The 25,391-nt window shown below is 69.8% G+C and carries 23 protein-coding genes and 4 pseudogenes; 16 read left to right on the top strand and 11 right to left on the bottom strand.

The window, feature by feature from the left end; genetic code table 11:
• The first annotated feature begins 9 nt into the window (after window positions 1–9).
• Complete coding sequence (locus ACFJI0_RS03510; RefSeq protein ID WP_382323449.1) at window positions 10–831, top strand: shikimate dehydrogenase family protein; 822 nt, start codon at window positions 10–12, stop codon at window positions 829–831.
• A gap of 4 nt (window positions 832–835) precedes the next feature.
• Here the strand turns inward: ACFJI0_RS03510 and ACFJI0_RS03505 are convergent, their stop codons facing one another.
• The 3 genes and pseudogenes from ACFJI0_RS03505 to ACFJI0_RS03495 form a co-directional block, all read right to left on the bottom strand.
• Window positions 836–1,522, bottom strand: coding sequence for a GntR family transcriptional regulator (locus ACFJI0_RS03505; RefSeq protein WP_382161030.1), 687 nt, complete (start codon window positions 1,520–1,522; stop codon window positions 836–838).
• Window positions 1,523–1,665: 143 nt separating this feature from the next.
• Window positions 1,666–2,865 carry an L-dopachrome tautomerase-related protein gene (locus ACFJI0_RS03500; protein ID WP_382323448.1) on the bottom strand — a complete coding sequence of 400 codons (1,200 nt, stop codon included), beginning with the start codon at window positions 2,863–2,865 and terminating at the stop codon, window positions 1,666–1,668.
• Window positions 2,862–3,552: pseudogene (locus ACFJI0_RS03495) on the bottom strand (type 1 glutamine amidotransferase domain-containing protein). Before ACFJI0_RS03495 ends, ACFJI0_RS03500 begins: the two are co-directional and overlap by 4 nt.
• A gap of 110 nt (window positions 3,553–3,662) precedes the next feature.
• Between ACFJI0_RS03495 and ACFJI0_RS03490 the strand changes: the two are divergent.
• The gene (locus tag ACFJI0_RS03490) at window positions 3,663–3,866 is read left to right on the top strand and encodes a LysR family transcriptional regulator (protein ID WP_382323447.1); all 204 of its coding nucleotides are present in this window, start codon (window positions 3,663–3,665) and stop codon (window positions 3,864–3,866) included.
• A complete protein-coding gene (locus ACFJI0_RS03485) occupies window positions 3,805–4,599 on the top strand; it encodes a LysR substrate-binding domain-containing protein (RefSeq protein ID WP_382323446.1) in 795 nt (264 codons plus the stop codon). Before ACFJI0_RS03490 ends, ACFJI0_RS03485 begins: the two co-directional genes overlap by 62 nt.
• On the opposite strand, the gene ACFJI0_RS03480 is transcribed toward ACFJI0_RS03485, so the two are convergent.
• Window positions 4,596–5,552: a LysR family transcriptional regulator gene (locus ACFJI0_RS03480; protein ID WP_382323445.1), complete on the bottom strand. Its 957-nt coding sequence runs from the start codon at window positions 5,550–5,552 to the stop codon at window positions 4,596–4,598. The genes ACFJI0_RS03485 and ACFJI0_RS03480 overlap by 4 nt on opposite strands.
• A 12-nt stretch (window positions 5,553–5,564) precedes the next feature.
• Between ACFJI0_RS03480 and ACFJI0_RS03475 the strand changes: the two are divergent.
• The 5 genes and pseudogenes from ACFJI0_RS03475 to ACFJI0_RS03455 all read left to right on the top strand — a co-directional run.
• A pseudogene (locus ACFJI0_RS03475) lies at window positions 5,565–6,107 on the top strand (enoyl-CoA hydratase-related protein); the annotation flags it as partial.
• 79 nt (window positions 6,108–6,186) lie between these two features.
• Window positions 6,187–6,540, top strand: coding sequence for a hypothetical protein (locus ACFJI0_RS03470; RefSeq protein ID WP_382325925.1), 354 nt, complete (start codon window positions 6,187–6,189; stop codon window positions 6,538–6,540).
• Entirely contained in the window at window positions 6,537–8,699 is a 2,163-nt protein-coding gene (locus ACFJI0_RS03465) for an acetate--CoA ligase family protein (protein WP_382325480.1), read from the top strand. The genes ACFJI0_RS03470 and ACFJI0_RS03465 overlap by 4 nt, the downstream gene beginning before the upstream one ends.
• Window positions 8,696–9,304: a 2-hydroxychromene-2-carboxylate isomerase gene (locus ACFJI0_RS03460; protein WP_382323444.1), complete on the top strand. Its 609-nt coding sequence runs from the start codon at window positions 8,696–8,698 to the stop codon at window positions 9,302–9,304. Before ACFJI0_RS03465 ends, ACFJI0_RS03460 begins: the two co-directional genes overlap by 4 nt.
• A gap of 60 nt (window positions 9,305–9,364) precedes the next feature.
• A complete protein-coding gene (locus ACFJI0_RS03455; protein ID WP_382323443.1) occupies window positions 9,365–10,333 on the top strand; it encodes a Bug family tripartite tricarboxylate transporter substrate binding protein in 969 nt (322 codons plus the stop codon).
• Between the two features lie 27 nt (window positions 10,334–10,360).
• Here ACFJI0_RS03455 and ACFJI0_RS03450 read toward each other — a convergent pair whose 3' ends face one another.
• On the bottom strand, window positions 10,361–11,224 hold the full coding sequence (locus ACFJI0_RS03450; RefSeq protein ID WP_382323442.1) for an IclR family transcriptional regulator: 864 nt from the start codon (window positions 11,222–11,224) through the stop codon (window positions 10,361–10,363).
• Window positions 11,225–11,402: 178 nt separating this feature from the next.
• Here ACFJI0_RS03450 and ACFJI0_RS03445 point away from each other — a divergent pair, with 178 nt between their 5' ends.
• Genes ACFJI0_RS03445 through ACFJI0_RS03435 form a run of 3 tightly spaced genes read left to right on the top strand, consistent with a single transcriptional unit; the run spans window position 11,403 to window position 14,546 of the window.
• Window positions 11,403–12,548 carry an FAD-dependent monooxygenase gene (locus ACFJI0_RS03445; RefSeq protein WP_382323441.1) on the top strand — a complete coding sequence of 382 codons (1,146 nt, stop codon included), beginning with the start codon at window positions 11,403–11,405 and terminating at the stop codon, window positions 12,546–12,548.
• 27 nt (window positions 12,549–12,575) lie between these two features.
• Complete coding sequence (locus ACFJI0_RS03440) at window positions 12,576–13,541, top strand: tripartite tricarboxylate transporter substrate binding protein (protein WP_382323440.1); 966 nt, start codon at window positions 12,576–12,578, stop codon at window positions 13,539–13,541.
• A gap of 12 nt (window positions 13,542–13,553) precedes the next feature.
• Entirely contained in the window at window positions 13,554–14,546 is a 993-nt protein-coding gene (locus tag ACFJI0_RS03435) for an ABC transporter substrate-binding protein (protein WP_382323439.1), read from the top strand.
• A 15-nt stretch (window positions 14,547–14,561) separates the two neighbouring features.
• Here ACFJI0_RS03435 and ACFJI0_RS03430 read toward each other — a convergent pair whose 3' ends face one another.
• Both ACFJI0_RS03430 and ACFJI0_RS03425 read right to left on the bottom strand, forming a co-directional pair.
• Window positions 14,562–15,377 (bottom strand): methyl-accepting chemotaxis protein, encoded by an 816-nt coding sequence (locus ACFJI0_RS03430; protein WP_382323438.1) that lies wholly within the window; start codon window positions 15,375–15,377, stop codon window positions 14,562–14,564.
• Window positions 15,377–16,507, bottom strand: coding sequence for a cache domain-containing protein (locus tag ACFJI0_RS03425; protein WP_382323437.1), 1,131 nt, complete (start codon window positions 16,505–16,507; stop codon window positions 15,377–15,379). Before ACFJI0_RS03425 ends, ACFJI0_RS03430 begins: the two co-directional genes overlap by 1 nt.
• A gap of 294 nt (window positions 16,508–16,801) precedes the next feature.
• Here ACFJI0_RS03425 and ACFJI0_RS03420 point away from each other — a divergent pair, with 294 nt between their 5' ends.
• Together ACFJI0_RS03420 and ACFJI0_RS03415 are read left to right on the top strand one after the other, a co-directional pair.
• Window positions 16,802–18,682 carry a PAS domain S-box protein gene (locus ACFJI0_RS03420; protein WP_382323436.1) on the top strand — a complete coding sequence of 627 codons (1,881 nt, stop codon included), beginning with the start codon at window positions 16,802–16,804 and terminating at the stop codon, window positions 18,680–18,682.
• A gap of 5 nt (window positions 18,683–18,687) precedes the next feature.
• Window positions 18,688–20,021, top strand: a pseudogene (locus ACFJI0_RS03415) (serine hydrolase domain-containing protein).
• A 20-nt stretch (window positions 20,022–20,041) separates the two neighbouring features.
• Here the strand turns inward: ACFJI0_RS03415 and ACFJI0_RS03410 are convergent.
• The 4 genes and pseudogenes from ACFJI0_RS03410 to ACFJI0_RS03395 form a co-directional block, all read right to left on the bottom strand.
• Window positions 20,042–20,593 carry a dihydrofolate reductase family protein gene (locus ACFJI0_RS03410; protein ID WP_382323435.1) on the bottom strand — a complete coding sequence of 184 codons (552 nt, stop codon included), beginning with the start codon at window positions 20,591–20,593 and terminating at the stop codon, window positions 20,042–20,044.
• 96 nt (window positions 20,594–20,689) lie between these two features.
• Window positions 20,690–22,009 (bottom strand): serine--tRNA ligase, encoded by a 1,320-nt coding sequence (gene serS, locus ACFJI0_RS03405; RefSeq protein ID WP_382323434.1) that lies wholly within the window; start codon window positions 22,007–22,009, stop codon window positions 20,690–20,692.
• A gap of 46 nt (window positions 22,010–22,055) precedes the next feature.
• Window positions 22,056–23,026: pseudogene (gene ispH / locus ACFJI0_RS03400) on the bottom strand (4-hydroxy-3-methylbut-2-enyl diphosphate reductase).
• Window positions 23,026–23,472, bottom strand: coding sequence for a peptidylprolyl isomerase (locus ACFJI0_RS03395; protein ID WP_382323433.1), 447 nt, complete (start codon window positions 23,470–23,472; stop codon window positions 23,026–23,028). The pseudogene ispH and the gene ACFJI0_RS03395 overlap by 1 nt, the downstream one beginning before the upstream one ends.
• Before the next feature lie 99 nt (window positions 23,473–23,571).
• On the opposite strand from ACFJI0_RS03395, the gene radC reads away from it, so the two are divergent.
• Genes radC through ACFJI0_RS03380 form a run of 3 tightly spaced genes read left to right on the top strand, consistent with a single transcriptional unit; the run spans window position 23,572 to window position 25,387 of the window.
• Window positions 23,572–24,264 (top strand): DNA repair protein RadC, encoded by a 693-nt coding sequence (gene radC, locus ACFJI0_RS03390; protein WP_382161092.1) that lies wholly within the window; start codon window positions 23,572–23,574, stop codon window positions 24,262–24,264.
• A 46-nt stretch (window positions 24,265–24,310) separates the two neighbouring features.
• The gene (locus ACFJI0_RS03385; RefSeq protein ID WP_382323432.1) at window positions 24,311–24,946 is read left to right on the top strand and encodes a Smr/MutS family protein; all 636 of its coding nucleotides are present in this window, start codon (window positions 24,311–24,313) and stop codon (window positions 24,944–24,946) included.
• A 42-nt stretch (window positions 24,947–24,988) separates the two neighbouring features.
• Window positions 24,989–25,387, top strand: coding sequence for a VOC family protein (locus ACFJI0_RS03380; protein WP_382323431.1), 399 nt, complete (start codon window positions 24,989–24,991; stop codon window positions 25,385–25,387).
• Window positions 25,388–25,391 lie beyond the last annotated feature (4 nt).

Below are 25,391 nucleotides of genomic sequence, written 5' to 3'. Positions count from 1 at the left end.
CCGGAGCCCATGAGCGTGAACCCTCCACCGACCCCCGCCGTCAACGGCCGGACCGCCGTGGTGCCCCTGCTGGCCTACCCGAGCGAGCACGTGCGCACGCCCGGCTTCTTCAACCAGCACTGCAGCGAGCACGGCATCAACGCCGTGATGGTGCCGTGGAAGGTCTCGCCCGCGGACCTGCCCGCGGCCATCGAGGCCATCCGCCGCATCGAGAACATTCCCGGTTTCGTCATCACCATCCCGCACAAGCAGGAGGTCTGCCGGCACTGCGACACGCTGGAGGGCCTGGCCGAGGTGATGGGTGTGTGCAACGCGGTGCGCAAGAACGCCGATGGCACGCTGTCGGGCCGCATGCACGACGGCCAGGGTTTCGTGCAAGGCCTGCTGGAGCGGGGCATCCCGCTGGCCGGCCGCTCGGTGCTGCTCGCGGGCGCCGGCGGCGTGGCGACCGCCATCGCGTTCGAACTGGCCGGGTCGCAGGTGGGCCGCATCGGCATCCGGAACCGCTCGGTGGACAAGGCGCGCGAACTGGGGCAGCAGCTCTCGCGCCATTTCCCGGGCCTGGTGGTCGAACTCAATCCAGCGCGCGTGGAAGGCTACGACATCGCCGTCAACGGCACCTCGCTGGGCCTGCACCCGGAAGACCCGATGCCGTTCGACCCGACCAGCTTGCGCCAGGACACGGTGGTGGCCGAGGTCGTGATGCAGCCCGACATCACCCCCTTGCTGCAGCGAGCGTCGGAGAACGGCCAGCGCATCCACAAGGGCGTGCACATGGTCACGACGCAGATCCGGCTGCTGGTCGAGTTCACGACCGGCCAGGCCGGCTGAACGCCTAGGCGTAGATCTCTTCGACCGAGCGCCCGCTCATCCACTCGGTCAACACCCGCTCACCCCACTGGATGTCTTCCTGGATGGCCTTGGACGCCATCTCGGGGTTGCGGGCCTTCAGGCCTTCGAGCACCTTGTAGTGCGGGTGGCCGCTGTTGAAGATGTTGCGCCGGGGCACCTTGGCGTGGAAGGTGTTCAGCAGCGGCCCCATCCGCACCCACAGGGTCTCGACGACCGCGGACAGGCTGGGCAGCCGCGCGGCGGCCATCAACTCGAAATGGAAATCGCGGTTGCGCCGGGCGGCGTCCTTCGGGTTGGTGGCCGAGGCCTTGATGAACTGGTCCTGGATCTTCTCCAGGTGCTCGATTTCCTTGCGCGTGATCTGCCGCGCGGCCTGGGCGGCGGCCGCGCCTTCGAGCAGGCCCCGCATGAGCTGGATCTCGCGCACGGTGGCCAGGTCCAGCTCGGGGACCGCGATCGAGGTGGCGGCGGTCACGTCCAGCGCCTGCTCGCTGGCCAGGCGGAAGATGGCCTCGCGCACCGGTGTGATGCTGGTGCCCAGCACCTCGGCGAGTTCGGCGATGCGCAGCCTCGAACCGGGCGCGTATTGCCCGTTCATCAAGGCATTTCGAATCTCAACGTACACGCGTTGGGACAGGTTCTGCTTTTCCACTCGGCCCAGTTCAGCCATCTCCGCACCTTACTTTTTACATCATATATCCTGTCCGGAATGTAGCAGAAAAGGGCGGGATGCACGGGCGCGACAAGGCCACGCTGTCTCCTGCGGCTCAGCGTAGGAAACAGCGTGGCGTTGGAAGGCGGCGCGTGGGATCGTCAGTGGCGCGTGGCCTTCTGGCCGCGCGGCCGCAGCCGCCACAGCTCGTAGCGCTCCTCCCCGGCCTTGACCTGGCCGGCGAAGTGCTGGTTGAGTGCGCTGGCGGTGAAGACCAGGTCACCGCCCGGGTGCCAGGCCGGCGTGTCGGGCCAGCGCACCGCGCCGTTCGCGGCGATCAGCGCCAGCGCGCGCGTTGAGGGGCTGTAGCGCACGATGCCGCCTCGCGTCACGTCGGTGATGTAGAGGTCGCCCACCGGGTCGGTGACGATGCCGTCGGTGTTGCCGCCGACCACACCCAGGCTTCGGACCTCGCGCGCGATCTGCGCGTCGCTGGCGCCCGCCCGGCGCAACACGGCGGTCGGGACCGCCCAGGCCTGCGTGCCGGTCGTCACCGTCCAGTACAGCGTCTGTCCATCGGGCGAGAGCGCGATGCCGTTGACGCCGATCAGCAAGGGGTTGCCGGGCCAGACCTCGCTGCCACCGGACACCACCTTGACGCCCGGCTCGATCTGCAGGCTGGCGTGCCCGTCCAGCACACGCCGGGCCGTGCCGCTGGCGTGGTCCACCACGATCAGGCCCACCTGGTTGCGCGGCGCGCTGCGAAAGCCGCTGTCGGACACATAGGCCACGCGCCGGCGTTCGTCGACCGCGATGTCGTTGAGGAAGCTGCCCGCCCGATCGGCCACGCCGTCCAGCGCAATGGTCTTCAAGAGCTTGCCCGAGGCCAGTTCGAACACCATCACCTTCTGCGCCCCGGCGGGCGCTTCGGCCTCGCCCGCCACGAAGCCCATGTCCAGCGCCCAGAGCCAGCCGTTGCGCCGGTCCACATGGAAGCCAAGCACGTTGCGCAAGGCCAGGTGGGGCGGCGCCTTCACATCGTTGCCCTGCGTGGAAGGAAAGGCGGTCAGCCTCGCGGGGCCACCGTCGGCCGTGGTGTCGAGCCGGCTCAGGGTGGCCGGCGCGGCGGGCGAGAGCAGGCGGGGCGTGCTCACGTAGGCGCCGCCCCGGGCGTCGAAATGCAGGCCGGCGATGGGCGCGTTCACCGATTGCGCGAACGGCACAGCCGCCTGCCCGGGTGCGGCAGCCTCCCAGCTCACCCCCTGGTAGCTGCGCCAGCGTTCCAGCGGCAGCAGATCGGAAGCCTGGGCCACCCACGGAAAGGCGAGCAGCGCCGCCAGCGCGAACGCGGCGCGGCTCATGAGCGCGCTCCGAGCTGCGCGAGCAAGGCCTCGGCCGTCGCTTCGGAAGATGCCGGGTTCTGCCCCGTGATCAGCCGGCCGGACACCACCACGTGGCTCTGCCAGTCGGCCCCGCGGGTGTAGAGGCCGCCGTGGCCGGTCAACATGTCCTCCAGCGAGAAGGGCACCACGTCGGTGAGCTGGGCCACCGATTCCTCGCTGTTGCTGAAGCCGGTGACCTGGCGGCCGCGCACCAGCGGCTGCCCTTGCGCGTCCTTCACATGGCGCAGCACGGCGGGTGCGTGGCACACCGCGGCCACCGGTTTGTCCTGCGCCAGGAAGCGTTCGATCAACGCGATGGACCGGGTGTCTTCCGCCAGGTCCCACAGCGGCCCGTTGCGCACCGGGGTAGAACACGGCGTCGAAGTCCTGCGCGTTCACGTCGCCCAGAGGCAGGGTGCGGGCCAGGGCGGCCTGGGCCCGCGCGTCGGCGTTGAAGCGGCGTGTCGCTTCGGTCTGGGCATCGGCTTCGTGGCTCTTGGGGTCGATCGGCGGCTGCCCGCCCAGAGGTGAGGCCAGCGTGACCTGCGCGCCCGCGTCCTTGAACCGGTAGTACGGGGCGGCGAACTCCTCCAGCCAGAAACCGGTCTTGTGCCCGGTGTCGCCCAGCCGGTCGTGGGAGGTCAGCACCATCAATATCTTCTTCATCGCGCATCCTTTCGAGGCCCGCAGGCCGTGGTTGAAATGGGTTGGACACGATGATCGGGACGCTTCTATGATTCGAAAAGTCGAAAGATTCGATCTTTGGAATTCAATAAATGAATATCGACAACAAGGACCTGAACCTGCTGCGGGTCTTCCACGTGGTCTACCAGGAGCGCAACGCCTCGCGCGCGGCCGAACGCCTGGCGCTGAGCCAGCCCGCGCTGAGCCAGCAAGCTGGCCAAGCTGCGCCACGAGATGGGCGACCCGCTCTTCGTGCGCGCCCCGCGTGGCCTGACGCCGACGCCCCGGGCGCATGAGCTGGCGCCGCAGGTGCAGGCGCTGGTGGGCGACATCGAGGCCTTCTACCACCGCAGCGAAGGCAGCGACTTCCTCTCGCGCAACGAGCGCCTGCACCTCTTCACCACCGACTACCTCGAACAGTCCCTGCTGCCCGGGCTGTTGCCCCGGCTGCGCGCGCAGGCGCCCGGTGTCATCCTGATCACGCACAACACGCGAGGCCAGCTGCCTCGCGAGGAACTGGAAAAAGGCAGCTGCGACCTCGCCATCGCGGGCTTCTACGACGAGCTGCCCGACACGCTGCGCCAGCAGCGCCTGTTCAGCGAAGACTTCGTGGTGCTGGCCTCGCGCCACAACCCCCACTTGAACGGAGGTGCGTTGGGGCTCGAACAATTCCTGGCCTGCGAACACCTGCTGACCACGCTCACTGGCGATCTGCATGGGCGGGTCGACCGCGCCCTGGAGGCGCGGGGCCTGCGCCGCCGCATCGCGGCGGGCCTCTCCAGCTTCCTGGCCCCGACCCGCCTGGTCCGGGACACGGCCTTTCTGCTGACCTGCCTGCGCTCGGTGGCCGAAGAGGCCGCGCAACGCGACCCCGATCTGCAGATCCACCCGCTGCCGATCGACCTGCCCCGGGTGGAGGTGAAACAGATCTGGCACGAACGCACCGACGCCGACCCCTTGCGGCGTTGGCTGCGGCAGCAGATCCAGCAGGTGTCGGGGCGCCCAGGCCGAGCCGGCGTTCAGGCCTAGGCCCGCACCTGGGCCGCCGCGGCGCGCACCGCCGCGAGGAAGTCGGCGTACACCTCGCCCTGCAGGGAGCTGGGGCGCTGCACGATGGAGATCGGGGCCGAGAACGACGACAGGGGCGTGCGCAGCACGCGCACCAGGCCATGCCGCTGGGCCAACCGGGCCGCGTCCAGGGGCACCAGGGCCAGGGTCACGAGCTCGTGGGCGAGCGCGAGGTTGCTGCTGAAAGAGGCCGATTCCATCAAGGGCCTGGGCGGTGTCACGCCGCCGCGGATGAACTCGGTGTTGAGCAGTTGCCGCGTCACCAGTTCCGGCGGCGGCAACACCCACTGGGCCTGGGCCAGCTCGTGCCAGCCCACCTGCCGCCGGCGGCGGGCCAGCGGATGGCTGGCACCGGCCACGATGGCCAGGGTCTCGTCGTACAGCCGCTCGACCCGCAGCGTGCGCATGGGCTCGCTGTCGAGCAACTCCCCCGAGAAGCGGCCGACCACACAGTCCACCTCCCCCGAATCGAGCGCGATCAGCAGGTCGTGGATGGACCCTTCCCGGAAGCGCACCAGCATGCCGGGGCGGCGCGCCAGGAAGCGCCCGAGCGCGCGCGGCAGCAGGGACAGCAGCATGATCGGCGTGGCCCCCACCCGCAACAGGCCCGCCTCGCCGGCCTCGATGGCCCGCAGTTCGTCGCGCAGGATGCCCCACTCGTTGAGCATCACTTCGGCCCGATGCAGAAAGGCGCGGCCACTGGCGGTGGGGTGGGTGCCCAGGCGCCCGCGCTCGAACAGGCGCACACCCAGCGAGGACTCCAGCTCCTGCAGCATCTTGGTGACCGCGGGCTGCGTGCGGTGCAGCAGCCGAGCCGCCCCATGCAGGGTGCCCGTGGACACCAGCGCACGGCACAACAACAGGTGCGACAGGCGAACGCCCGTGAGAGATGAGGGTGACAGGGGGTCGGTCATTTCGATTCCATTATGGAATCGTTCGATCAAAACAACTCAGTTTTTCAGAATCACCATCTGGTCCACACTGGCCGCATGGACCTCGCTGACACCCCGACCCGCCCCGACGACGCGCCCCTTGTCGCCCAACACCGCGCGGCCGGCGTCGCGTGGCTGGAGATCACCCACCCCCCGATCAACGCCCTGAACCGAGCGGTGCGCCGCGCCCTGCGCGACGCGCTGCTGGCGATCCAGGACGACGCGGCGGTGCGGGCCGTCGTGATCGCCAGCCAGGGCCGCATGTTCTCCGGCGGGGGCGACCTGCGCGAGGTCGGCCAGCCCGATCCGCCCGGCAGCACGCCACTGGGCGACCTGGCCGAGTTGGTGGAGCGCTTTCCCAAGCCCGTGGTCGCCGCGATCCAGGGCAAGGCCATGGGTGGCGGCGTGCTGCTGGCGATGGCCTGCCATGCCCGAGTGGGATCGCACGACGCCCTGCTCGCGCTGCCCGAGGTCAACCTGGGCTTCGTGCCCGGCGCGGGCGGCACGCAGCGGCTGCCGCGCCTGGTCGGCATCGAAGCCGCCCTGGAGATGGTGGCGCTCGCCCAGCCGATGAAGACCGACACCGCGCTGCGCCACCGGCTGGCTGGACGCGGTCGTGCCGCCCGACCTGGACCTGCGCGACACGGCAGCGGCCTGGGCCCTGGCGATCGCCGAGGGCGGACGGCCGTGGCGGCGCACCGCCGACCTCGGCGTGCCCGGGGGCCCGGCCACACCGTCGCTCCTCGCGCGCTACCGAGAACTCGCGGCCGAGCGGTTCGGCGAGCGCAAAGCCGTGCAGGAAGCCATCACGCTCATCGCTCGCGCCGCCGAACGTCCCTTCGCCGAAGGCGCGGCCGCCGAGCGCCAGGCCTACCTGCGCCTGGCCTCCTCCGAACAGACCCAGGGCCTGGTGGCGGCCTTCTTCGCCGCCCGCCAGAAAGACCCCAAGACAAAAAGCGCCACACCATGACCAACCTCAGCGAAACCCGCCGCTTCGGCACCGCCACGCCGCGTTCCCTGGCGGCCCTTCTCGATCCACGCTCGGTCGCCATCCTCGGCGCGTCGTCCGACGCCACCAAGATCGGCGGGCGGCCCCTGAAATTCCTGCGCACCCACGGCTTCGACGGGCCCATCTACCCCGTCAACCCGCGCGCCACCGAGGTCCAGGGCCTGCCCGCCTATGCGGCCCTGGCCGACATCCCGGCCCCCGTGGACCACGCCATCATCGCCCTGCCGGCGCACGCGGTGCTGCCCGCGGTGCGAAGCTGCGCCGAGCGCGGCGTGCGCGCGGTCACGGTGTTCAGCTCGGGCTTCGCCGAGGTCGACGAGGCCGGGCGCGCGGCACAGGCCGAACTCGGCGCCATCGCCCGCGACAGCGGCATGCGCATCCTGGGCCCCAACTGCATGGGCTTCATGAACCTGCGCACCGGCTTCCTGGGCACCTTCGCCTTCATGGTCGACCTGGGCCTGCCCCCACTGGGGCGCGTGGCGCTGGTGAGCCAGAGCGGCGCGTTCGGCGGGCAGGCGCTGGTGATGGCGCGCGAGCAGGGCCTGCCCCTGGGCGCCTGGGTCACCACCGGCAACGAATGCGACGTGGAGCTGGCGGACTGCATCGCCCACCTCGCGCAGGACCCCGGCACCGACGTGATCATGGGCTACATGGAGGGCTGCAAGACACCCGCTCGCCTGATCGAGGCGCTCGCCCTGGCGCAGGACGCGGGCAAGCCGGTGATCATGGTCAAGGCGGGCCGCTCCGACGTGGGGCGCGCCGCCGTGCAGTCGCACACCGGTGCGCTGGCCGGCGACGACCGCGTGTTCGACGCGCTGTTCAAGGAATACGGCGTGCACCGCGCGCACTCGGTGGAGGACTTCTTCGACGTGGCCCGGGCCTGCGCCACCGGCCTGCTGCCGCGCGAGGGCCGTGTCGGCGTCTTCACCGTCTCGGGCGGCATCGGCGTGCTCACCGCCGACGCGGCCGAACAGCACGGGCTCACGCTCACGCCCCTGCCGGCCCCCGCACAGGCGCGCCTGCAGGCGCTGCTGCCCCATGCCTCGGTGCGCAACCCGGTGGATGGCACGGCCCAGATCTGGGCCGACATGCGGGTGTTCGAAACCTTCGTGCGCACCCTGCTGGCCGAAGGCGACCACGAGTGCGTGCTGCTGTTTCTCACCGCCATGCCGCATGCGCCCCATCTGCAGCAGCCGCTGGCCGAGATCCTCACGCGCCTGCGGCACGAGTTTCCCCAGGTGCTGATGGTGCTGTCCATGCTGGCGCCGCCCGCGCTCGCGCAGCAGATGCAGGCGGCGGGCTACCTGCTGTTCGAGGACACGACGCGGGCCATGCGCGCGGTGGCCGCGCTCAGGTCGCTCGCCCAGGCGCGGCGGCGCGGCCCGGCGCAACGCGCAACACCCGGCCCGCTGCCCGACGTGAGCGGCCTGGCCGAAGCGCGCACCGAGCACGCGGTCAAGCAACGGCTCGCCACCTGCGGCATCACCGTCCCGGACGAACGGATGGCAACCACCGAGCAGGAGGCGATCGATGCCGCGCGCCAGGTGGGCTACCCCGTCGCGCTCAAGGTGCTGTCGCCCGACATCGTGCACAAGACCGAGGTCGGCGGCGTGGCACTGGGCCTGGCCGACGAGCACGCTGTCTCGGCCGCCTGGCGCCAGATGATGGCGCGCGTGCGCCGCGAAGCGCCCGAGGCCCGCATCGAGGGCGCGCTGGTCACGGCGATGGCCGGGCCCGGTCTCGACTTCATCGTCGGCACACAGCAGGACCCGATCTTCGGCCCGGTGGTCATGGCCGGCCTGGGCGGCGTCTTCGTCGAGCTGTTCAACGACGTGGCGCTTCGGCTCGCCCCGGTGTCGCACGAACAGGCCCACGCCATGTTGCGCGAGCTGCGCTCCCATGCGCTGCTGCAGGGCCACCGGGGCGCCCCCGCGGCCGATGTCGACGCGCTGGCCGACACCATCGTCCGGCTGTCGCAGCTGGCGGTCAGCCAGGCCGCGACGGTCGAGTCCATCGAAATCAATCCGCTGCGGGTGTTTGCTGCGGGCCAAGGCGCGGTGGCGCTCGACGCCGTGGTGCTGCCCCGCACCGACACCACGGACCAGGACGGCCAGGCATGAGCGGCAAAACCGTCACCTTCTACTTCTCGGTGCTGTCGCCATGGGTCTACCTCGGCGGCCCCCGGTTCCACGCCATCGTGCGCGACACCGGCGCCACCGTGGTCTACCGACCCATCGATCTGCTGCACGTGTTCCGCGCCACCGGCGGCACGCCGCTGGCCGCCTTGTCCCCGGCCCGGCAAGCCTTCCGGGCGCGCGAGCGGGAGCGCTGGTCGGCCTGGCTGAACATGCCGATCAGCGCCAGGCCCGCCCACCACCCCGTGGACGAATCGCTGGCCGCGCAACTGCTGATCGTGGCGCAGGAAGCCCACGGCAACGCGGTCGTCTGGCCCCTGGCACAGCGCATGCTCGCCGGCGTGTGGGTGCACGACCTCGACATCGCCGACCCGGCCACGCTCGCTCGCATGGCGCGCGACGAAGGCCTGGACGCCCAGGCGCTGCTGGCACGCGCGGCAGCCCCCGAGGCCCGGTCCTGCTTCGAGGCCCACACCGCCCAAGCCCTCGCGGCGGGCGTGTTCGGCGTGCCCAGCTTCGTGATCGACGGCGATCTGCATTTCGGGCAGGACCGTCTCGACTTCGTGGAGCGCGCGCTGCGCGCCGGATGAATGCCACACAACAAGCCATCACAGGGATGCTCTTTTTTTGAAGCCAAAGGAACCACGACCATGAACAGGCTCTTGCCCCCACTGCTGCTGACCCTCTGCGCCTTCGCCACCCTGGGCACGGCCACCGCGCAGACCTTCCCCACCAAGCCCATCCGCTGGGTGTCCCCCTGGGCGCCGGCCGGCGGCAACGACGTGCTCTCGCGCGCCATCGGCAACGAGATCGCCCGCACGCTCGGCCAGCCGGTGGTGGTGGACAACAAGCCGGGTGCCTCCGGCACCCTGGGCACGGACATGGTGGCCAAGGCGCCCGCCGACGGCTACACGCTGACCCTGGGCAGCCCGGGCACGCACGCCACGGCGGCCAGCATGGTGCCGGGCCTGCCCTACGACCCGGTGAAGTCCTTCACCCCCATCGTGCTCGTGGGCACCGTGCCCAACGTGCTCGTGGTGCCGCCCTCGGTGCCCGCCAACTCGGTGCGCGAACTGATCGCCCACCTCAAGGCCCACCCGAACAGCTACAACTTCGCGTCGGTCGGCAATGGATCGATGCAGCACCTCGCGGGTGAACTCTTCAAGCGCATGGCCGGCGTGGAGATCACGCACGTGGCGTACAAGGGCAGCTCACCCGCCCTGCTCGACCTGACCAGCGGCCGCATCGAGATGGCGTTCGAGAGCATGCCCGTGGTGCTGCAGCTGGTCCGCTCGGGCAAGCTCAAGGCCCTGGCCGTGACGACACCCAAACGGTCGTCGCTGCTGCCGGACGTGCCCACCGTGGCTGAAGCCGGTCTGCCGGGCTTCGACGTCACCATCTGGTACGGCGTGTTCGGGCCCGCCGGCATGCCGGCGGACGTCACCACCAAGCTCAACCAGTCCATCAATGCCGCGATCCGCACGCCGGAACTCGGTCAACGCCTCTCGGACCTGGGCGCCGACGTGGCCGGCGGTTCGCCGCAGGACCTGGGCCGCTACCAGGCCGCGGAGAGCACGCGCTGGACCCGCTTCATCAAGGAAGCCGGCATCACGCCCTGAGGCGAGGCACCGCTCCCGGGGACCGGATCACGCCGGCTCGGGGGTGGGCTTCCCGACGAAGCCCAGGCCCCGGGAGATTTCGCTGGCCGCCGCGCACACGGCCGGCAACACCGCGTCTCTCACCACCTCGTCGGTGAACGCGTGCGTCATCGCCGTGGCGTTGATGCCGGCGACCACCTGGCCCGCCGCATCGAACACCGGCGCCGCGATGGAGCGCACGCCCAGGTGGAACTCCTGGTCGTTGAACACATAGCCGTCCTGGCGCGCACGCGCCAGCAGGTGCCGGAACGCCACCGGGTCGCTGGTCGAATTGGGCGTCATGGCGGGGATGGGCCCGGTCCCCAGGATGGCGTCCACGGCCTCGGGTGACAGGTAGGCCAGCAGGATCCGCCCGATCGAGGTCGCGAACGCCGGCGTGCGGGAACCCACATGGATGTTGATCGCGGTCGGCAGCGGAATCCGCGCGTTGGCGACATAGACCAGCTCCCCACCGTCCAGCAACCCCATGTGCACCGACGCATTGACCGAGGTCCGCAACTGGTTGAGCACCGGTTGCGCCAGTTCGATCAGGGACAGCCGGCTGAGGTAGGCGTAGCCGAGCGACATCGTCAGGGACGTCGGTCGGTAGCGCCGGCCCGGCTCTTCCCGGCTGAGGTAGCCCAGCCGCTCCAGCGTCTGCACATACCGGAAGGGTCGGGCGCGGTTCCAGCCCAGGCGCTGGGCGATGTCGGTCAGCGTCAGGCTGCCGTGTTCGGTCTCGAACACCCGCAGCACCGCCAGGCCCTGGGCCAGGGCCTCCACCCAATAGGGACTTTTGTCGGCCTCGCCACCGTCCGGCTCGTCGGTGGAGGGCGGTGTCAGCGGCGGCGGCGTCTCGGGTGTGGGGTTCATGGGTGATGGGCGCAACGCCACCAGGCGGGCTGCCTCGCGTTGCGCAGCGATTCTATGAAATCGACTTTTGGGCCGGCCCTCATCGGCGCCCGCCCCCATCAGGGTTTTCACCTGGTCGGTTTTGGAGCGAAAAATTTAACATGCAAAACTTGTTTTCGCATTCATAACAATTCAGACCATGACCTCTCATCGCATCGCCATCATTGGCGCGGGCATCGGCGGCCTTTCGGCGGCGCTGGCGCTCAAGCGCCTGAACCTCACCCCGGTGGTTTTCGAGCAGGCGGGCCGGTTCGGGCGCGTGGGCGCGGGCATCAACCTGACGCCCAACGCCGTCCGGGCGCTGGACGGCCTGGGCATCGGCCCGGCGCTGCGGGCCTCGGCCTTCCGGCCCACCCGCCGCATCAGCCGGACCTGGGACAGCGGGGAGGTGACCTCCAGCCTGGAGATGGGCGAAGCCGGCGAGCGCCGGTATGGCGCCCCGCAGCTCACGGTGCACCGCGCCGATCTGCTGTCGGCGCTGGAAGCGGCCGCGTCGGACATCGAGATCCACCTGGGCAGCCGGGTCCGGCGGGTGTCCCAGGGCGACGGCCACGCCACCCTGGAGCTCGACGACGGACAGACGCACCGGTTCGATGCCATCGTCGGTGCCGACGGCATCCATTCCGCCGTGCGGGAAAACCTGTTTGGCGCCGACCAGCCCACCTTCACCGGTCAGGTGGCTTTCCGCGCCATCGTCGATGCGCAACAGCTCGGCCACCTGGACCTGACGCCGACCACCAAGTGGTGGGGGCCGAACACCGCCAGCCAGGTGTTCACCTTCCTGATCCACGGCGGGCGCGAGCTGTTCGTGTTCGCCACCGCGCGGGAGGACAGCTGGCGCCACGAGTCCTGGTCGGTCAAGGGAACGCAGCAGGAGCTGCTCGCGGCCTACGCCCAGTTCCACCCCGAGGTGCAGGCCATCCTGGGCCGTTGCGAGGTGGTGCTCAAGACCGCGCTGTACGTGCGCGAGCCCATGGCGCGATGGACGCAGGGCCGCATCACGCTGCTGGGCGATGCCTGCCACCCGATGTTGCCGTTCATGGCCCAGGGCGCGGCGATGGGCATCGAGGATGCGGTGGTGCTGGCGCGCTGCCTGGCCGCCGGGCCGGATGGTGCGGCAGCGCTGCGCACGTATGAAGCGCTGCGCAAGCCGCGCGCCAGTCAGATCCAGGTGGCCTCGGGCAAGAACGACTGGCTGCGCAACGACAACAACGCCGACGGGGTGTACGGCTACGACGCCTGGGCCACACCCCTGGACGGCACCGATCAACCCCGTGCCGCCTGACGCACGTTCTTCGAGAAGGAAGCTCCCATGAAACGACGCCAACTCCTGAGCGGCTCCCTGGCCGCCGCCACGCTGGCCCTGGCGCCCGCCGCGCGCGCCCAGGCCGCCTTCCCGTCCCGGCCGATCCGGCTGCTCGTGGGCTTCGCGCCGGGCGGTGCCACCGACGCCGCGTTCCGCGTGCTGGCCTCCAATGCCAGCAGCATCCTGGGCCAGCCGGTGGTGGTGGACAACAAACCAGGGGCGGGCATGGTGATCCCCGCCCAGCTTATGCAGACCGTGCCGGCCGACGGCTACACCATCGCCCAGGTGGCGGTCTCGGTCTTCCGCCAGCACTACCTGACGAAGACCAGCTACGACCCGGTCAAGGACCTGAAGTACATCATCGGCCTGGCCTCCTACCCCTTCGGCCTGGCCGTGCCCGCGAGCTCCGACATCAAGACGCTGGCCGACTACATCGCCTACGCCAAGGCGCACCCGGGCGAAATGACCTACGGCACGCCGGGCACCCTGTCGTCGCCCCACCTGACGATGGAAGACCTCGGCCAGCGCGCCGGCGTCAAGTTCAGCCACATCCCGTTCCCGGGCGGCGCCCAGGCGCTCACAGCGGTGCGAGGCGGCCATGTGAAATCGCTCGCCGACGGCCCGAGCTGGGCCAGCCTGGTCGAGTCGGGTTCGCTGCGCCTGCTGGCGATGGCGGGCGAGACCCGCAGCCCCCGCTTCCCCAACGTGCCCACCTTGAAGGAACTCGGCTACCCCATTGTTCAGAACGCGCCGTTCGGATTGGTCGCGCCGGGTGGCACCGATCCCGCCGTGGTCGAGCGCCTGCACAACGCGTTCAAACAGGCGATGGACCAGGAGAGCTTCCGCGACGCGCTGCGCAAATACGACATCGACCCCCAGTACATGAGCAGCCAGCAGTTCACGGCCTTCGCCCACGAGATCATGCAGTCGGAACGCCCCATCATCGACCGCATCGGCCTGCAGCGCCCCTGACGAGGAGACCCCATGCCGGCCCTTTCCCGCCTCCCCAAGCGCCTGGCCCGGGTCCTGCTGGCCGTGGCCGCCTGCACGGCGCTCGCGCAACCCGCCGCCGCCCAGCAGCCCCTTCAACCCCTGACCTTCGCCCCAGGCGTCGGCACCGTGCCCTCCACCGCCCTGGTGGAGATGGTCACCCGCGAGCAGGGGCTGTGGCAGAAGCAGGGGCTGCAGCCCACGACGCCGCCGCCCTTGGGCGGCGGGGACCGCCGCACCTGGAACCCCGAAGAAGAAAACCATTCCGACGTCCGCCTGTACGGCCTGGGCGCGGCCATCAACTACATGAGCAAAGGCGTGGACTTCGTGGTCGTCGCCGACCTGGGCCTGCACGCCGAGTGGCACATGTGGTCCTTGTCCGAGCGGCCCATCCAGGCGGCCGACATCCGCGGCAAGCGCATCGCCGTGACCCAGATGTCGGGCACGGACAAGCTCTACGCCGACCTCTTCCTCAAGTCATTGGGGGTGGCACCGAACGAGGTGAACTTCGTCCCGACCGGGGGACTGCCGCAGAACTACCAGGCCCTCAACCAGCGGCAGGCCGACATCTGGGTGACCACCGAACACGCGGCCGCCCTGATCGACAAGGACAGGCGGCTCGGCAGCGTGGTGAAACTCTCGAGCTTCCTGGGCCGTGACTGGGATCCCTACGTGATCCTTGCCAAGCGCGGCACGCTGCAGCGCGATCCGGCCCTGATCCAGCGCGCGGTCGCCGCGCTGCTGGAAGGGGCGCGTGATGTGGCACAGGCCAGCCCGGAGAAGAACCGCCAGCGCCTGATGCAACGCTTCAACGTCGATGCGGCCACGGCGGAGCGGCTGCTGGCCACCGTCTCGTTCGAGAACCCCTCCGGACGGATCCGGGTGCCCACCATCGAGAAGATGCGCCGCCACTACATCGAACAAGGGATCATCCAGGCCGACGCCCTCGCACTGCGCAGGATCTACGACGAGACCGCGCTGCCGTGAGCACGGCCGCGGGGCTCAGCCGGCGCTGGTCGTCCCGAGCTGGAACACCGACACCGTCTTCACCAGCTCGTCCGCCTGCTGGCGCAGGCTGCTGGCGGCGGCGGACATTTCCTCCACCAGCGCGGCGTTCTGCTGCGTGGTCTGGTCCAGCTGCACCACCGCTTCGCCGACCTGGCTCACGCCCGCGCTCTGTTCGCCGCTGGCGGTGCTGATGTCCGACATGAGGCGCGAGACCTTCTGGATCGAGGCAATCAGCTCCTGCATGGTCTGGCCGGCCTCGTTCACGAGCACCGTGCCGTTGCCCACGCTCTCCACGCTGGTGCCGATCAAGGCCTTGATCTCGCGCGCGGCCTGAGCCGAGCGCGTGGCGAGGCTGCGCACCTCGCCGGCCACGACCGCGAAGCCCCGGCCCTGTTCACCGGCGCGCGCCGCCTCGACGGCCGCATTGAGCGCCAGGATGTTGGTCTGGAACGCGATGCCGTCGATGACGCCGATGATGTCGGCGATCTTGCGCGAACCGGCATCGATGTCCTGCATGGTGTCCACCACGCGCTGCACGGCCGCCCCGCCCTGCTCGGCCAGCGTGGTGGCCGAGCGCGCGAGCTGGTCGGCCTCGCGCGCATGGCCCGAGTTCTGGCCCACGGCGGTGCCCAGCTGCTCCATGGAGGCCGCCGTTTCCTCCAGCGCGCTGGCCTGGTTCTCGGTGCGGCTGGACAGGTCCTGGTTGCCTTGGGAAATCTCCGCGCTGGCCGTGGCCACGGCCTCGGCGCCGCGCCGCACGCGGCCGACCACGCTGGCCAGGTCCTTCTGCATGATCGCCAGCTGGGCCATCAGGCTCTGGGTGTCCCGGTCCGCACCGGCACCGGCTGCCCCAGGTCGCCCCGGGCCACGCGCGCACTCACCGCCACCGCTTCGGCCGGTTCACCGCCCAGCGGGCGCAGCACGAGGCGCTGCAGGGCCCAGAGCAGGCCCAGCGACACCACCACGATCGACACCGCGCCCAGCAAGGCCGCGGTGACGTTGAGCTGGCGCACCTCGGCGAGGATGCGGTCCTGCGGCACGGTGGCCGCGAAGGCCCAGGACGAGTTGTCCCGTCCCACGCGGATCGGCACGTAGACGCTGGTCACCTCGGTGTTCAGTCCCTCGTGCAGGTAGCGCACGCGCTGCGGCCGGTTCTCGCTCAGCGCGGCGCGCAGGGCGGCCAGTTCGGCCGGCTTGGTCAGCGCCTGCCCCACATGGGCGGGGTCGCGGTCGCCGACGTACAGGGCGCCGTTGGACAACAGGCTGGCGTAGCCGGTGTCGTAGATGCGGATCGCCTGCACCTTCTCCTGCAGGCTGGACAGCGGCAGGTCGATGCCCGCCACGCCCACGAACTGGCCGTTGACCACGATGGGCACAGAGGTGGTCGCGATCAGGATTTCCTTGCCCGCGACCGTGTACTTGTAGGGCTCGATCAGCGTTTCCTTGCCGGTGCGCTTGGGCAGCTGGAAATAGTCGCCCGGACCGGGTTTGTCGTAGTCCACCAGCGGCTCCACCACAGGAGCGCCGGCGCCCCGGTTCCAGTAGGGGATGTAGCGGCCCGTGGCATCGTGGCCCGGCTTGTCCACGTACTCGGCGTCGCGGCCGTCGAACGCGTTGGGCTCCCAGGCCACCCAGACTCCCAGGAAATGGGGCGAACCCTCCAGCACGTTGCGGATCAGCGCATCGGCCTCGATGCGGTCGGCCTGCCCGGTGGCCTTCAGGCCGCCCAGCGCCTGGGCCAGCGTGCGCGCCGCCGTCATGGTGGCGTTGAGCTCGGACTCCACCTGCGCCGCGTTGCGGCTCGCCAGCTCCTCGGCGTACATGAGGGCGGTGCTTTCCTGCAGCTGGCCGGCCTGGCGGGTCAGCGAAATCACGGTGACGGCAAATCCGACCAGCACCACCCCGATGACCAGCAGCAGCAGCTTGGTGCGCAGGCTCATGGTGGCGAGAGGGGAACTCGTGGAAAGGGAGTGGGGATGAGACACGCGGCTTCTTCTTTCTTCGTCCAGTGGAAGTGAATGCCTGGCGCTGCCCGAAGGCGGGCGAAGCCAGGCGACCTGTCAGGACGGTGAATTTCCCACGCCGGCGAATCCGCAAGACCGCGAACAGACGGGGAAAGCCGGGGCAATTCCCCCTCGCGGGGTCCGTGCGCCAACCCACACAGCCGCGCCACCGTCGCGGCGTAGACTGGGGGCCGCCGCCGCCCACCCTCCCATCCCCTGGAGCGCACTTCAGTGACTGACCCCGACACGCGCGAACCGTCCACCGCCGACCGCTTCCAGCTGCTGGTGGAGGCCGTCCAGGACTACGGCATCTTCATGCTCGACCCGGCGGGCCACGTGATGTCGTGGAACGCGGGGGCCGAACGCATCAAGGGCTACCGCGCCGACGAGGTGATCGGCCGGCACTTCTCGATGTTCTACCCGGAGTCGGCACGCGCACGGCAATGGCCCGACCACGAGCTGCGGCAGGCCGCGGCGGTCGGCAAGTACGAGGAAGAAGGCTGGCGCGTCCGCAAGGACGGCACGCCGTTCTGGGCCAACGTGGTCATCACCGCGATGCGCGATGCCCACGGCACGCTCACCGGCTTCGGCAAGGTCACGCGCGACCTCACCGAACGGCGCGCCCACGAAGAAGCCCTTCGGCAAAGCGAGGAGCGCTTCCGCCTGCTGATCGAGGGTGTGCGCGACTACGCCATCTACATGCTCGACCCCGACGGCATCATCCAGAGCTGGAACGGCGGGGCCGAGGACATCAAGGGCTACGCGGCCAGCGAGGTGATCGGCAAGCACTACGGCATGTTCTTCCGGCAGGAGGACGTTCAGGCGGGCCTGCCCGTCCGGGAACTCAAGGAAGCCCTGGCCCACGGCCGGACCGAAGACGAAGGCTGGCGCGTGCGCAAGGACGGTTCGACCTTCTGGGCCAACATCATCGTCACGCCCATCCACAGCGCGGACGGTTCCCTGCTCGGCTTCGCCAAGGTCACGCGCGACATGAGCGAGCGCAGCAAGCTGCGCGAGCTGGAGCATTCTCTGAAGCGCATGAACGAGTTCCTCGCCATGCTGGCCCACGAGCTGCGCAACCCGCTCGCGCCCATCCGCAACGCGGTGTCGATCCTGCAGCTGGAGGGCTCGCCCAGCCCCACGCTGCGCACCAGCCGCGACATGATCGACCGGCAGTTGACCCACCTCACGCGGCTGATCGACGACCTGCTGGACGCCGGGCGCCTGACCAGCGGCAAGATCCGCGTCAAGCCCGAGCGCGTGTCCTTCAACCAGATCGCGACCCGGGCCATCGAGGTGGCGCGGCCCGCGATGGACGCCCGGGCCCAGGCCTTCGACGTCGACATCCCGGCCGCCAACCTCTGGGTGAACGCCGATGAAATCCGACTCGCCCAGGTGCTGCAGAACCTGCTGGGCAACGCCTCCAAGTTCACGCCCATCGGCGGCACCATCAAGCTGAGCGCCCGCGTGAACGGCACCCGCCTGCGGGTGGAGGTGGCCGACAACGGCGAGGGCATCTCGGCCACGGCCATCCACGACATCTTCGCGCTGTTCTCCCAGGGCGATGGCATTGCCGCGTCGCGGCAGTCCGGCCTGGGCATCGGGCTGGCGCTGGCGCGCTCGATCGTGGAGATGCATGGCGGCACGATCGCCGCCACCAGCCCCGGCCTGGGCCAGGGCAGCGTCTTTCACTTCGAACTGCCCGGCGCCTTCGTGGACGCGACAGCGAGCCAGCCGGAAACCCCCTGGCTCCTGGTCGTGGACGACAACCGGGACGCCGCCGACAGCCTCGCCGACCTCCTGCGCATGCTGGGTTTTCGCGTGCGCACCGCCTACGATGGCAAGGCCGCGCTCGAAGCCGCCCGCCAGGACGGCCCGCGCGTGGCCTTCCTCGACATTGGCATGCCGGACAAGAACGGCGCGCAGGTCCTGCAGGAACTGCGCGACCTGCCCGGTGGCGACACCCTCTTCGCCGCCGCCGTCACGGGTTACGGCAGCGAAGACGAAAAAGCCGGCCGCGCCGACTTCGACGGCTTTGACGCGCGCCTTCAGAAGCCGGTCAAGCTGTCCGACCTGAAAGACCTGCTAACCCGCGCCCAGCTGGGGAGTTAACCTTCATGGCCCCTTGTTCGCAAAGGACCGCCATGACATCCTCCCTCCTTCTGTTCGCGCTCGCGCTGGGCGTGGCCCACACCGCCGCCGCCCAGACCGCGCCACTGGACGCCGCGGCCAGCGACCCCGCCAGGCTGGGCTGGATGGTGGGCTCCCCGCCCCCACCGGAGCGGCAACTGCGCTTCGACGACGGGAGCTACTTCCAGTTTCCCGCGATGCGCTGGAGCGTGTCGAACTTCCGCCAGCTCATGCCCACGGTGAACGTCTCCCGCGGTGTGGGCGCGCCCACGCCGCTGCCGCGCGCGCTGCGACAGGACATCGACGCCGTGCGCTTCACCCCCCTGGGCGGCGCGGCCACGATGAGCTGGGCCGAATCGCTGGCCGCCAACTACACCGACGGCATCTTGGTGCTGCACCAGGGCCGCGTCGTCTACGAGCGCTACTTCGGGGTGCTGAACGCGCAGGGGCAGCACGGCGCCATGTCGGTGACCAAATCCGTCACCGGCACGCTGGGCGCGATGCTGGTGGCCGAAGGCCGGCTGGACGCGGACAAGCGGGTCGCGGACTACGTGCCCGAGCTGGCGCGCTCGGCCTTCGGCAACGCCACCGTGCGGCAGGTGCTCGACATGACCACGGGCCTCAAGTACAGCGAAGACTATGCCGACCCCAACGCGGAAGTCTGGGCCTTCTCGCAAGCCGGCAACCCGCTGCCCAAGCCGAAGGACTACACCGGCCCGCGCAGCTATTACGAGTACTTGCAGACCGTGCTGCCCGAAGGCCGGCACGGCGCGGCCTTCGGCTACAAGACCGTCAACTCCGATGCCCTGGGCTGGGTCATCGCGCGCGTCACCGGGCGCAACGTGGCCGAACTGCTGTCCGAGCGCATCTGGAGCCGGCTGGGCGCGGAGCAGGACGCCTACCTGACGGTGGACGCCACCGGCACCCCCTTCGCCGGCGGCGGCCTCAACACCGGCCTGCGCGACCTCGCGCGGTTTGGCGAGATGCTGCGCCAGAACGGCCGCTTCAACGGCCAGCAGATCATCCCCAAGGCCGTGGTGGACGACATCCGGCGCGGCGGCAGCCGCGAGGCCTTCGCCCAGGCCGGCTACAGCCTGCTGCCCGGCTGGAGCTACCGCAACATGTGGTGGGTCACCCACCAGCCCGACAGCGCCTTCATGGCGCGCGGCGTGCACGGCCAGCGCATCTACGTGAACCCGCAGGCCGGCGTGGTGATCGTGCGCTCGCCTCGCACCCGGTGGCGAGCAATGCCGCCAATGACCCGACCACGCTGCCGGCCTTCGACGCGGTGGCGCGGCACCTCATGCGCCAGCCGCGCTGACGCCGACCACCCTCACGAACTCAGGCCGGCACGTAGGTCAACCGAAGCACGTCCTCGCCCATCGGCTCGTGGCTCACCAGCCGCAGCGGCGGCCGGGGTCCGGCGAAATAGGGCTGGCCCTGGCCCAGCACCACGGGGTGCAGGTAGATCCGGTACTCGTCGATCAGGCCCAGCTCGGTGAGGCGCTTCGCCAGGTTCGGGCCGGCCACCTCGATCTCGCCGTCGTGCCCGGCCTTCAGCGCGCGGATCGCGCCCTCGAGGTCATCCCCCACCAGCGTGGCGTTGGGACCGACCGACTTCAGGGTGCGCGAGACCACCCACTTCGGCTGCCGGCGCCACGCCGCCGCGAAGGCGCGTTCCTCGGCGTCCCATTCCGGATGCTCGTCGTCCCAGTAGCGCATGATCTCGTACATCACGCGACCATAGACGCTCCCCGTCTGCCCCTGGGCCTGCTCGATGAAATGGCGAAAGAGCACGGGGCCGGGCGCGAAACCCGTGTGGTCGACGTAGCCGTCGAGGGACTGGTTCATGCCGAACACGAGCTTGGCGATGGCGTTTCCTTTCTGGTGCAAAGGGGCCGCCGCCAACATGGGCGCCCCACCCTCACGACGAATGGGCCAGGGCGCTTTCGACATCCCGGGGAGCGGCAGCGCCCGCCGGGTGTCTGGTCACTGCGGCGTGAGCCGCTCCAGACCGCCCAGGTAAGGCCGCAGCACCTCGGGCACGGTCACGCTGCCGTCGGCGTTCTGGAAGTTTTCCAGCACCGCCACCAGCGTGCGGCCCACCGCCAGGCCCGAGCCGTTGAGCGTGTGCACGAGTTCGTTCTTGCCCTGCGCGTTCTTGAAGCGCGCCTGCAGGCGCCGCGCCTGGAAGGCTTCGCAATTGGAGACCGAGCTGATCTCGCGGTAAGTGCCCTGCGCGGGCACCCACACCTCCAGGTCGTGCGTGCGGGTCGAGCCGAAGCCCATATCGCCGGTGCACAGCACGATCACGCGGTAGGGCAGGCCCAGCTTCTGCAGCACGGCCTCGGCGTGGCCGGTCATCGCGTCCAGCGCCTCGTAGCTCTTCTCGGGGTGCACGATCTGCACCATCTCGACCTTGTCGAACTGGTGCTGGCGGATCATGCCGCGCGTGTCGCGCCCGGCGCTGCCGGCTTCGGAGCGGAAGCACGGCGTGTGCGCGGTCAGGCGGATCGGCAGCTCGGCTTCGGCCAGCACCGTGTCGCGCACGGTGTTGGTCAGCGTGATTTCACTGGTGGAGATGAGGTAGAGCGCCTGCGTGTCCGGCACTTCCTCGCCTTCCTGGCCACCCTTCTTCACGGCGAACATGTCGCCCTCGAACTTGGGCAGCTGCCCGGTGCCCAGCAGGGTCTCGGCGTTGACGATGTAGGGCGTGTAGCACTCGGTGTAGCCGTGCTCCTGCGTCTGCACGTCCAGCATGAACTGCGCGAGCGCGCGGTGCAGGCGGGCGATGGGGCCGCGCATGAAGGTGAAGCGCGAGCCCGCGAGCTTGGTGCCGGTCTCGAAGTCCAGCCCGAGTTTTTCGCCGATGTCGACGTGGTCGCGCAGCTCGAAGTCGAACGCGCGCGGCGTGCCCCAGCGGCGCAGCTCCACGTTGCCGTTTTCGTCCTCGCCCACCGGCACGCTCTCATGCGGCAGGTTGGGCACGGCCAGCAGCAGGTTCTGCAGCTCGGCCTGGATCACCTCCAGCCGCGCGGCCGAGGCTTCCAGCTCGGCCTTGAACGCTGCCACCTGGGCCATGGCCGCGTCGGCCTCGGCGTGCTGGCCCTTGCCCTTGAGCATGCCGATCTGCTTGGACAGCGTGTTGCGCTGGCTCTGCAAGTCCTCGGTGCGCGTCTGCAGCGCCTTGCGCTCGGACTCCAGCGCCTGGTAGGCGGGCACATCCAGGTAGGGCTGGGGCTGCTTGCGGGTCTGCAGGCGCGCCACGACCCCGTCGAGGTCTTTTCTCAGTTGAACGATGTCTAGCATGCGGCGATTGTAGTTTTGCGCCGCGGCCGGGCGCGGCGGGCGCGCCTCAGCGCAGGTGTTCCAGCGGCTTGGTGTCTTCGCCGTCGATCTTCAGGCCCTTGGGCAGCGGGAACTTGATGGTCTCGGTCAGGCCGTCCATCGTGCGCACCGAGATCGCGCCCAGCGCCTTGATGCGCTCGATCACCTGGCGCACCAGGATCTCGGGCGCCGAGGCCCCCGCCGTCAGGCCCACGCGGCTTTTGCCTTCGAACCACTCGGCCTGGATCTCGTCGGCGCTGTCCACCATGTGGCTGGGCGTGCCCAGCTTCACCGCCAGCTCGCGCAGGCGGTTGCTGTTGGAGCTGGTGGGGCTGCCCACCACGATCACGATGTCCACCTGCGGGCTCAGCAGCTTGACCGCGTCCTGCCGGTTCTGCGTGGCGTAGCAGATGTCCTGCTGCTTGGGTTCGCGCACGCTGGGAAAGCGCGCCTTCACGGCGTCGAGGATCTCCGCCGCGTCGTCCACCGACAGCGTGGTCTGCGTGACCACGGCGAGCTTCTCGGTCTGCGCGGGTGCGGCGCGGGCCACGTCGGCCACGTCTTCCACCAGGTGGATGCCGCTGTCGAGCTGGCCCATGGTGCCTTCCACCTCGGGGTGGCCCTTGTGGCCGATCATGATGAACTCGTAGCCCTCGCGGTGCAGCTCGCCACCTCCACGTGCACCTTGGTCACCAGGGGGCAGGTGGCGTCGAAGATCTGGAAGCCGCGCTGCCGGGCTTCCTCCTGGATCGCCTTGCTCACGCCGTGCGCCGAGAACACCAGCGTGGCACCGGGCGGCACATCGGAGAGTTCCTCGATGAAGATCGCGCCCTTGGACTTGAGGTCGTTGACCACGTAGGTGTTGTGCACGATCTCGTGGCGCACGTAGATCGGCCGGCCGAACTTGACCAGCGCGCGCTCGACGATCTCGATCGCGCGGTCCACCCCGGCGCAGAAGCCGCGCGGCTCGGCCATGATGATTTCGGGTGAATCGCCCATCACAGCACCCCGATCAGTTGCACTTCGAAGCGCACCGGCTGGCCCGCCAGCGGGTGGTTGAAATCGAACAGCACCGCGCCGTCCTCGCGCACCTGGACGGCCGCGCCGGCGTAGCTGCCCAGGCCGTCGGGCGTGGGGAACTGCACCACGTCGCCCGCGGCGTACTGCTCGTGCGGATCGCCCAGCTCGTTGAGCAGCTTGCGCGCCACCCACTGCACCATGTCCGGCTGGCGCTCGCCGAAGGCCTCGCCCTCGGCCAGTTCGATCACCGTGCGCGTGCCCTCCTCCAGCCCGATCAGGCGCTGCTCGATCGCGGGCGAGAGTTCGCCCGCGCCCAGGCTGAGCGTGGCGGGCTTGCCTTCGAAGGTGTCAATGATCACCTGTCCCTGCGGCCCGGACATGCGGTAGTGCAGGGTCAGGAAGGAGCCTTCTTGGACTTGGGGCATAGGTGGGGGAGTATGTCAGTAAAAAGTATGCGAAAAAGGCGGCTGGGGGCCGACACAGCCCCTATTGTAAAAACCCCACCCAATCAGGAAGGACCGCCCATGAATGGCCTGTCAATCAATGGCGTCAAGCACTGGCCGCGGGAATCACGCCCCCGCGAAAAACTGCTCGCCCGAGGCCCCACCGCGCTGAGCGATGTCGAGTTGCTCGCCCTGCTGCTGCGCACCGGCATCACCGGCAAGGACGTGCTGCAGCTGGCCCATGAACTGCTGAGCCGTTTTGGCGGCATCAGAGGTCTGCTGGACGCCGGGGCCGACTCCCTCAAGCAGATCAAGGGGCTGGGACCCGCCAAACGCGCGGAAGTGGTCGCGGTGCTGGAGATTGCGCGCCGCGCGCTGACCGAGAAGCTGGAGAAACGACCCGTCTTCGAGAGCCCCAAGGCCGCGCGGGAATACCTTCAGCTGCAGCTGGGCGCACGGCCCCATGAAGTGTTCGCCGTGATGTTCCTGGACAGTCAGAACCGCCTGATCGCGATGGAAGACATGTTCCGGGGCACGCTCTCCCAGGCGACCGTGTACCCGCGCGAGATCGTGGTGCGCGCCCTGCACCACCACGCCTCGGCCGTGGTGCTGGCGCACAACCACCCCAGCGGCAACGCCGAGCCCTCGCTGGCCGACATCGAACTGACCCGCACCGTGCTCACCGCCCTGGCCCTGGTGGATGTGCGCGTGCTGGACCATTTCGTGGTCACGCGGGAGCACGCCGTTTCCATGGCCCAGGAGGGCCTGATGTAAACCCCGCGCCGGGCAGCGGCGGTCTGGCCGGGCGACAATTCCGGCCATGAAAGTCCACACGCTGGCCGAGTTGAAGGCGTTCAAGCGGGCCATGGCCGAACGCGCGGCGGCCGAGGCCCAGCGGCGCGAGGCCGAGCGGCTGGCCGCGCTGCGCCGCGAGCGCGAACACCGGCTGTTCGAGCTCGCGGTGGGCCCGGTGCAACGCATGCCCCATCGGGGCTGCATCGAGCCGCGCCCGGTGCCGGTGGACCCGGTGCCCCTGCAGCGCCAGCGCGACGAAGCCTCGGTGATGCGCGAGGCGCTGTCGGACGAGTTCGACGTCGAGACCCTGCTGCACACCGACGAGCTGCTGAGCTACCGCCGCCCGGGCCTGGGGCCGGAGATCGTGCGCAAGCTGCGCGAGGGCCGCTGGAGCATCCAGCGCCAGATCGACCTGCATGGCCTGCGCACCGACGAAGCCCGCGAGGCCCTGGGCCGCTTCATCCGCGAGGCCCACCTGGCCGGCCTGCGCTGCGTGCGCGTGGTGCACGGCAAGGGCCTGGGCTCGCCCGGGCGCACCCCGGTGCTGAAGAACCGCGTGCTGCGCTGGCTGGTGCAGAAGAAGGAGGTGATCGCCTTCGTGCAGGCGCGCCCGGCCGAGGGCGGCGCCGGCGCGCTGGTGGTGCTGTTGCGCTCGGGCTGACGCAGGTCCATACTGCATGCCCGCTGTTGGAAAGGACCGCATATGCTGGCCAACGCTGCAGTGACCACCATGCTCCCCGTCGTCGACATGGCGCGGGCCCGCAAGTTCTACGAAGGAGGGCTCGGGCTGGTGCCCGGCGGCTCCCGACCGGATGGCAAATTCGTGTACCGGGTGGGCGGCAGCACCCTGGCGCTGTTCCCCAAGCCCGAAGGCACCAAGGCCGAGCACACGGCGATCAGCTTCCAGGTGGCGGACATCGCGGCCACCATCGCGAAGCTGAAGCAGGCCGGCGTGGTGTTCGAGGACTACGACTTCCCGGACTTCAAGACCGTGGACCACGTGTGCGTGCTCGGCGCCGAGAAGGCCGCGTGGTTCAAGGACACCGAAGGCAACTACCTGTGCCTGCACGAGGACATCCCGCAGCTGGCCGCCGCGGGTTGAGACG

It is taken from the genome of Hydrogenophaga sp. UC242_53, from assembly GCF_042696965.1.
Lineage (GTDB): Bacteria > Pseudomonadota > Gammaproteobacteria > Burkholderiales > Burkholderiaceae_C > Hydrogenophaga.
The sequence above is the reverse complement of the archived record's forward strand: the minus strand, read 5'-3'. Positions and strand labels throughout refer to the sequence as shown.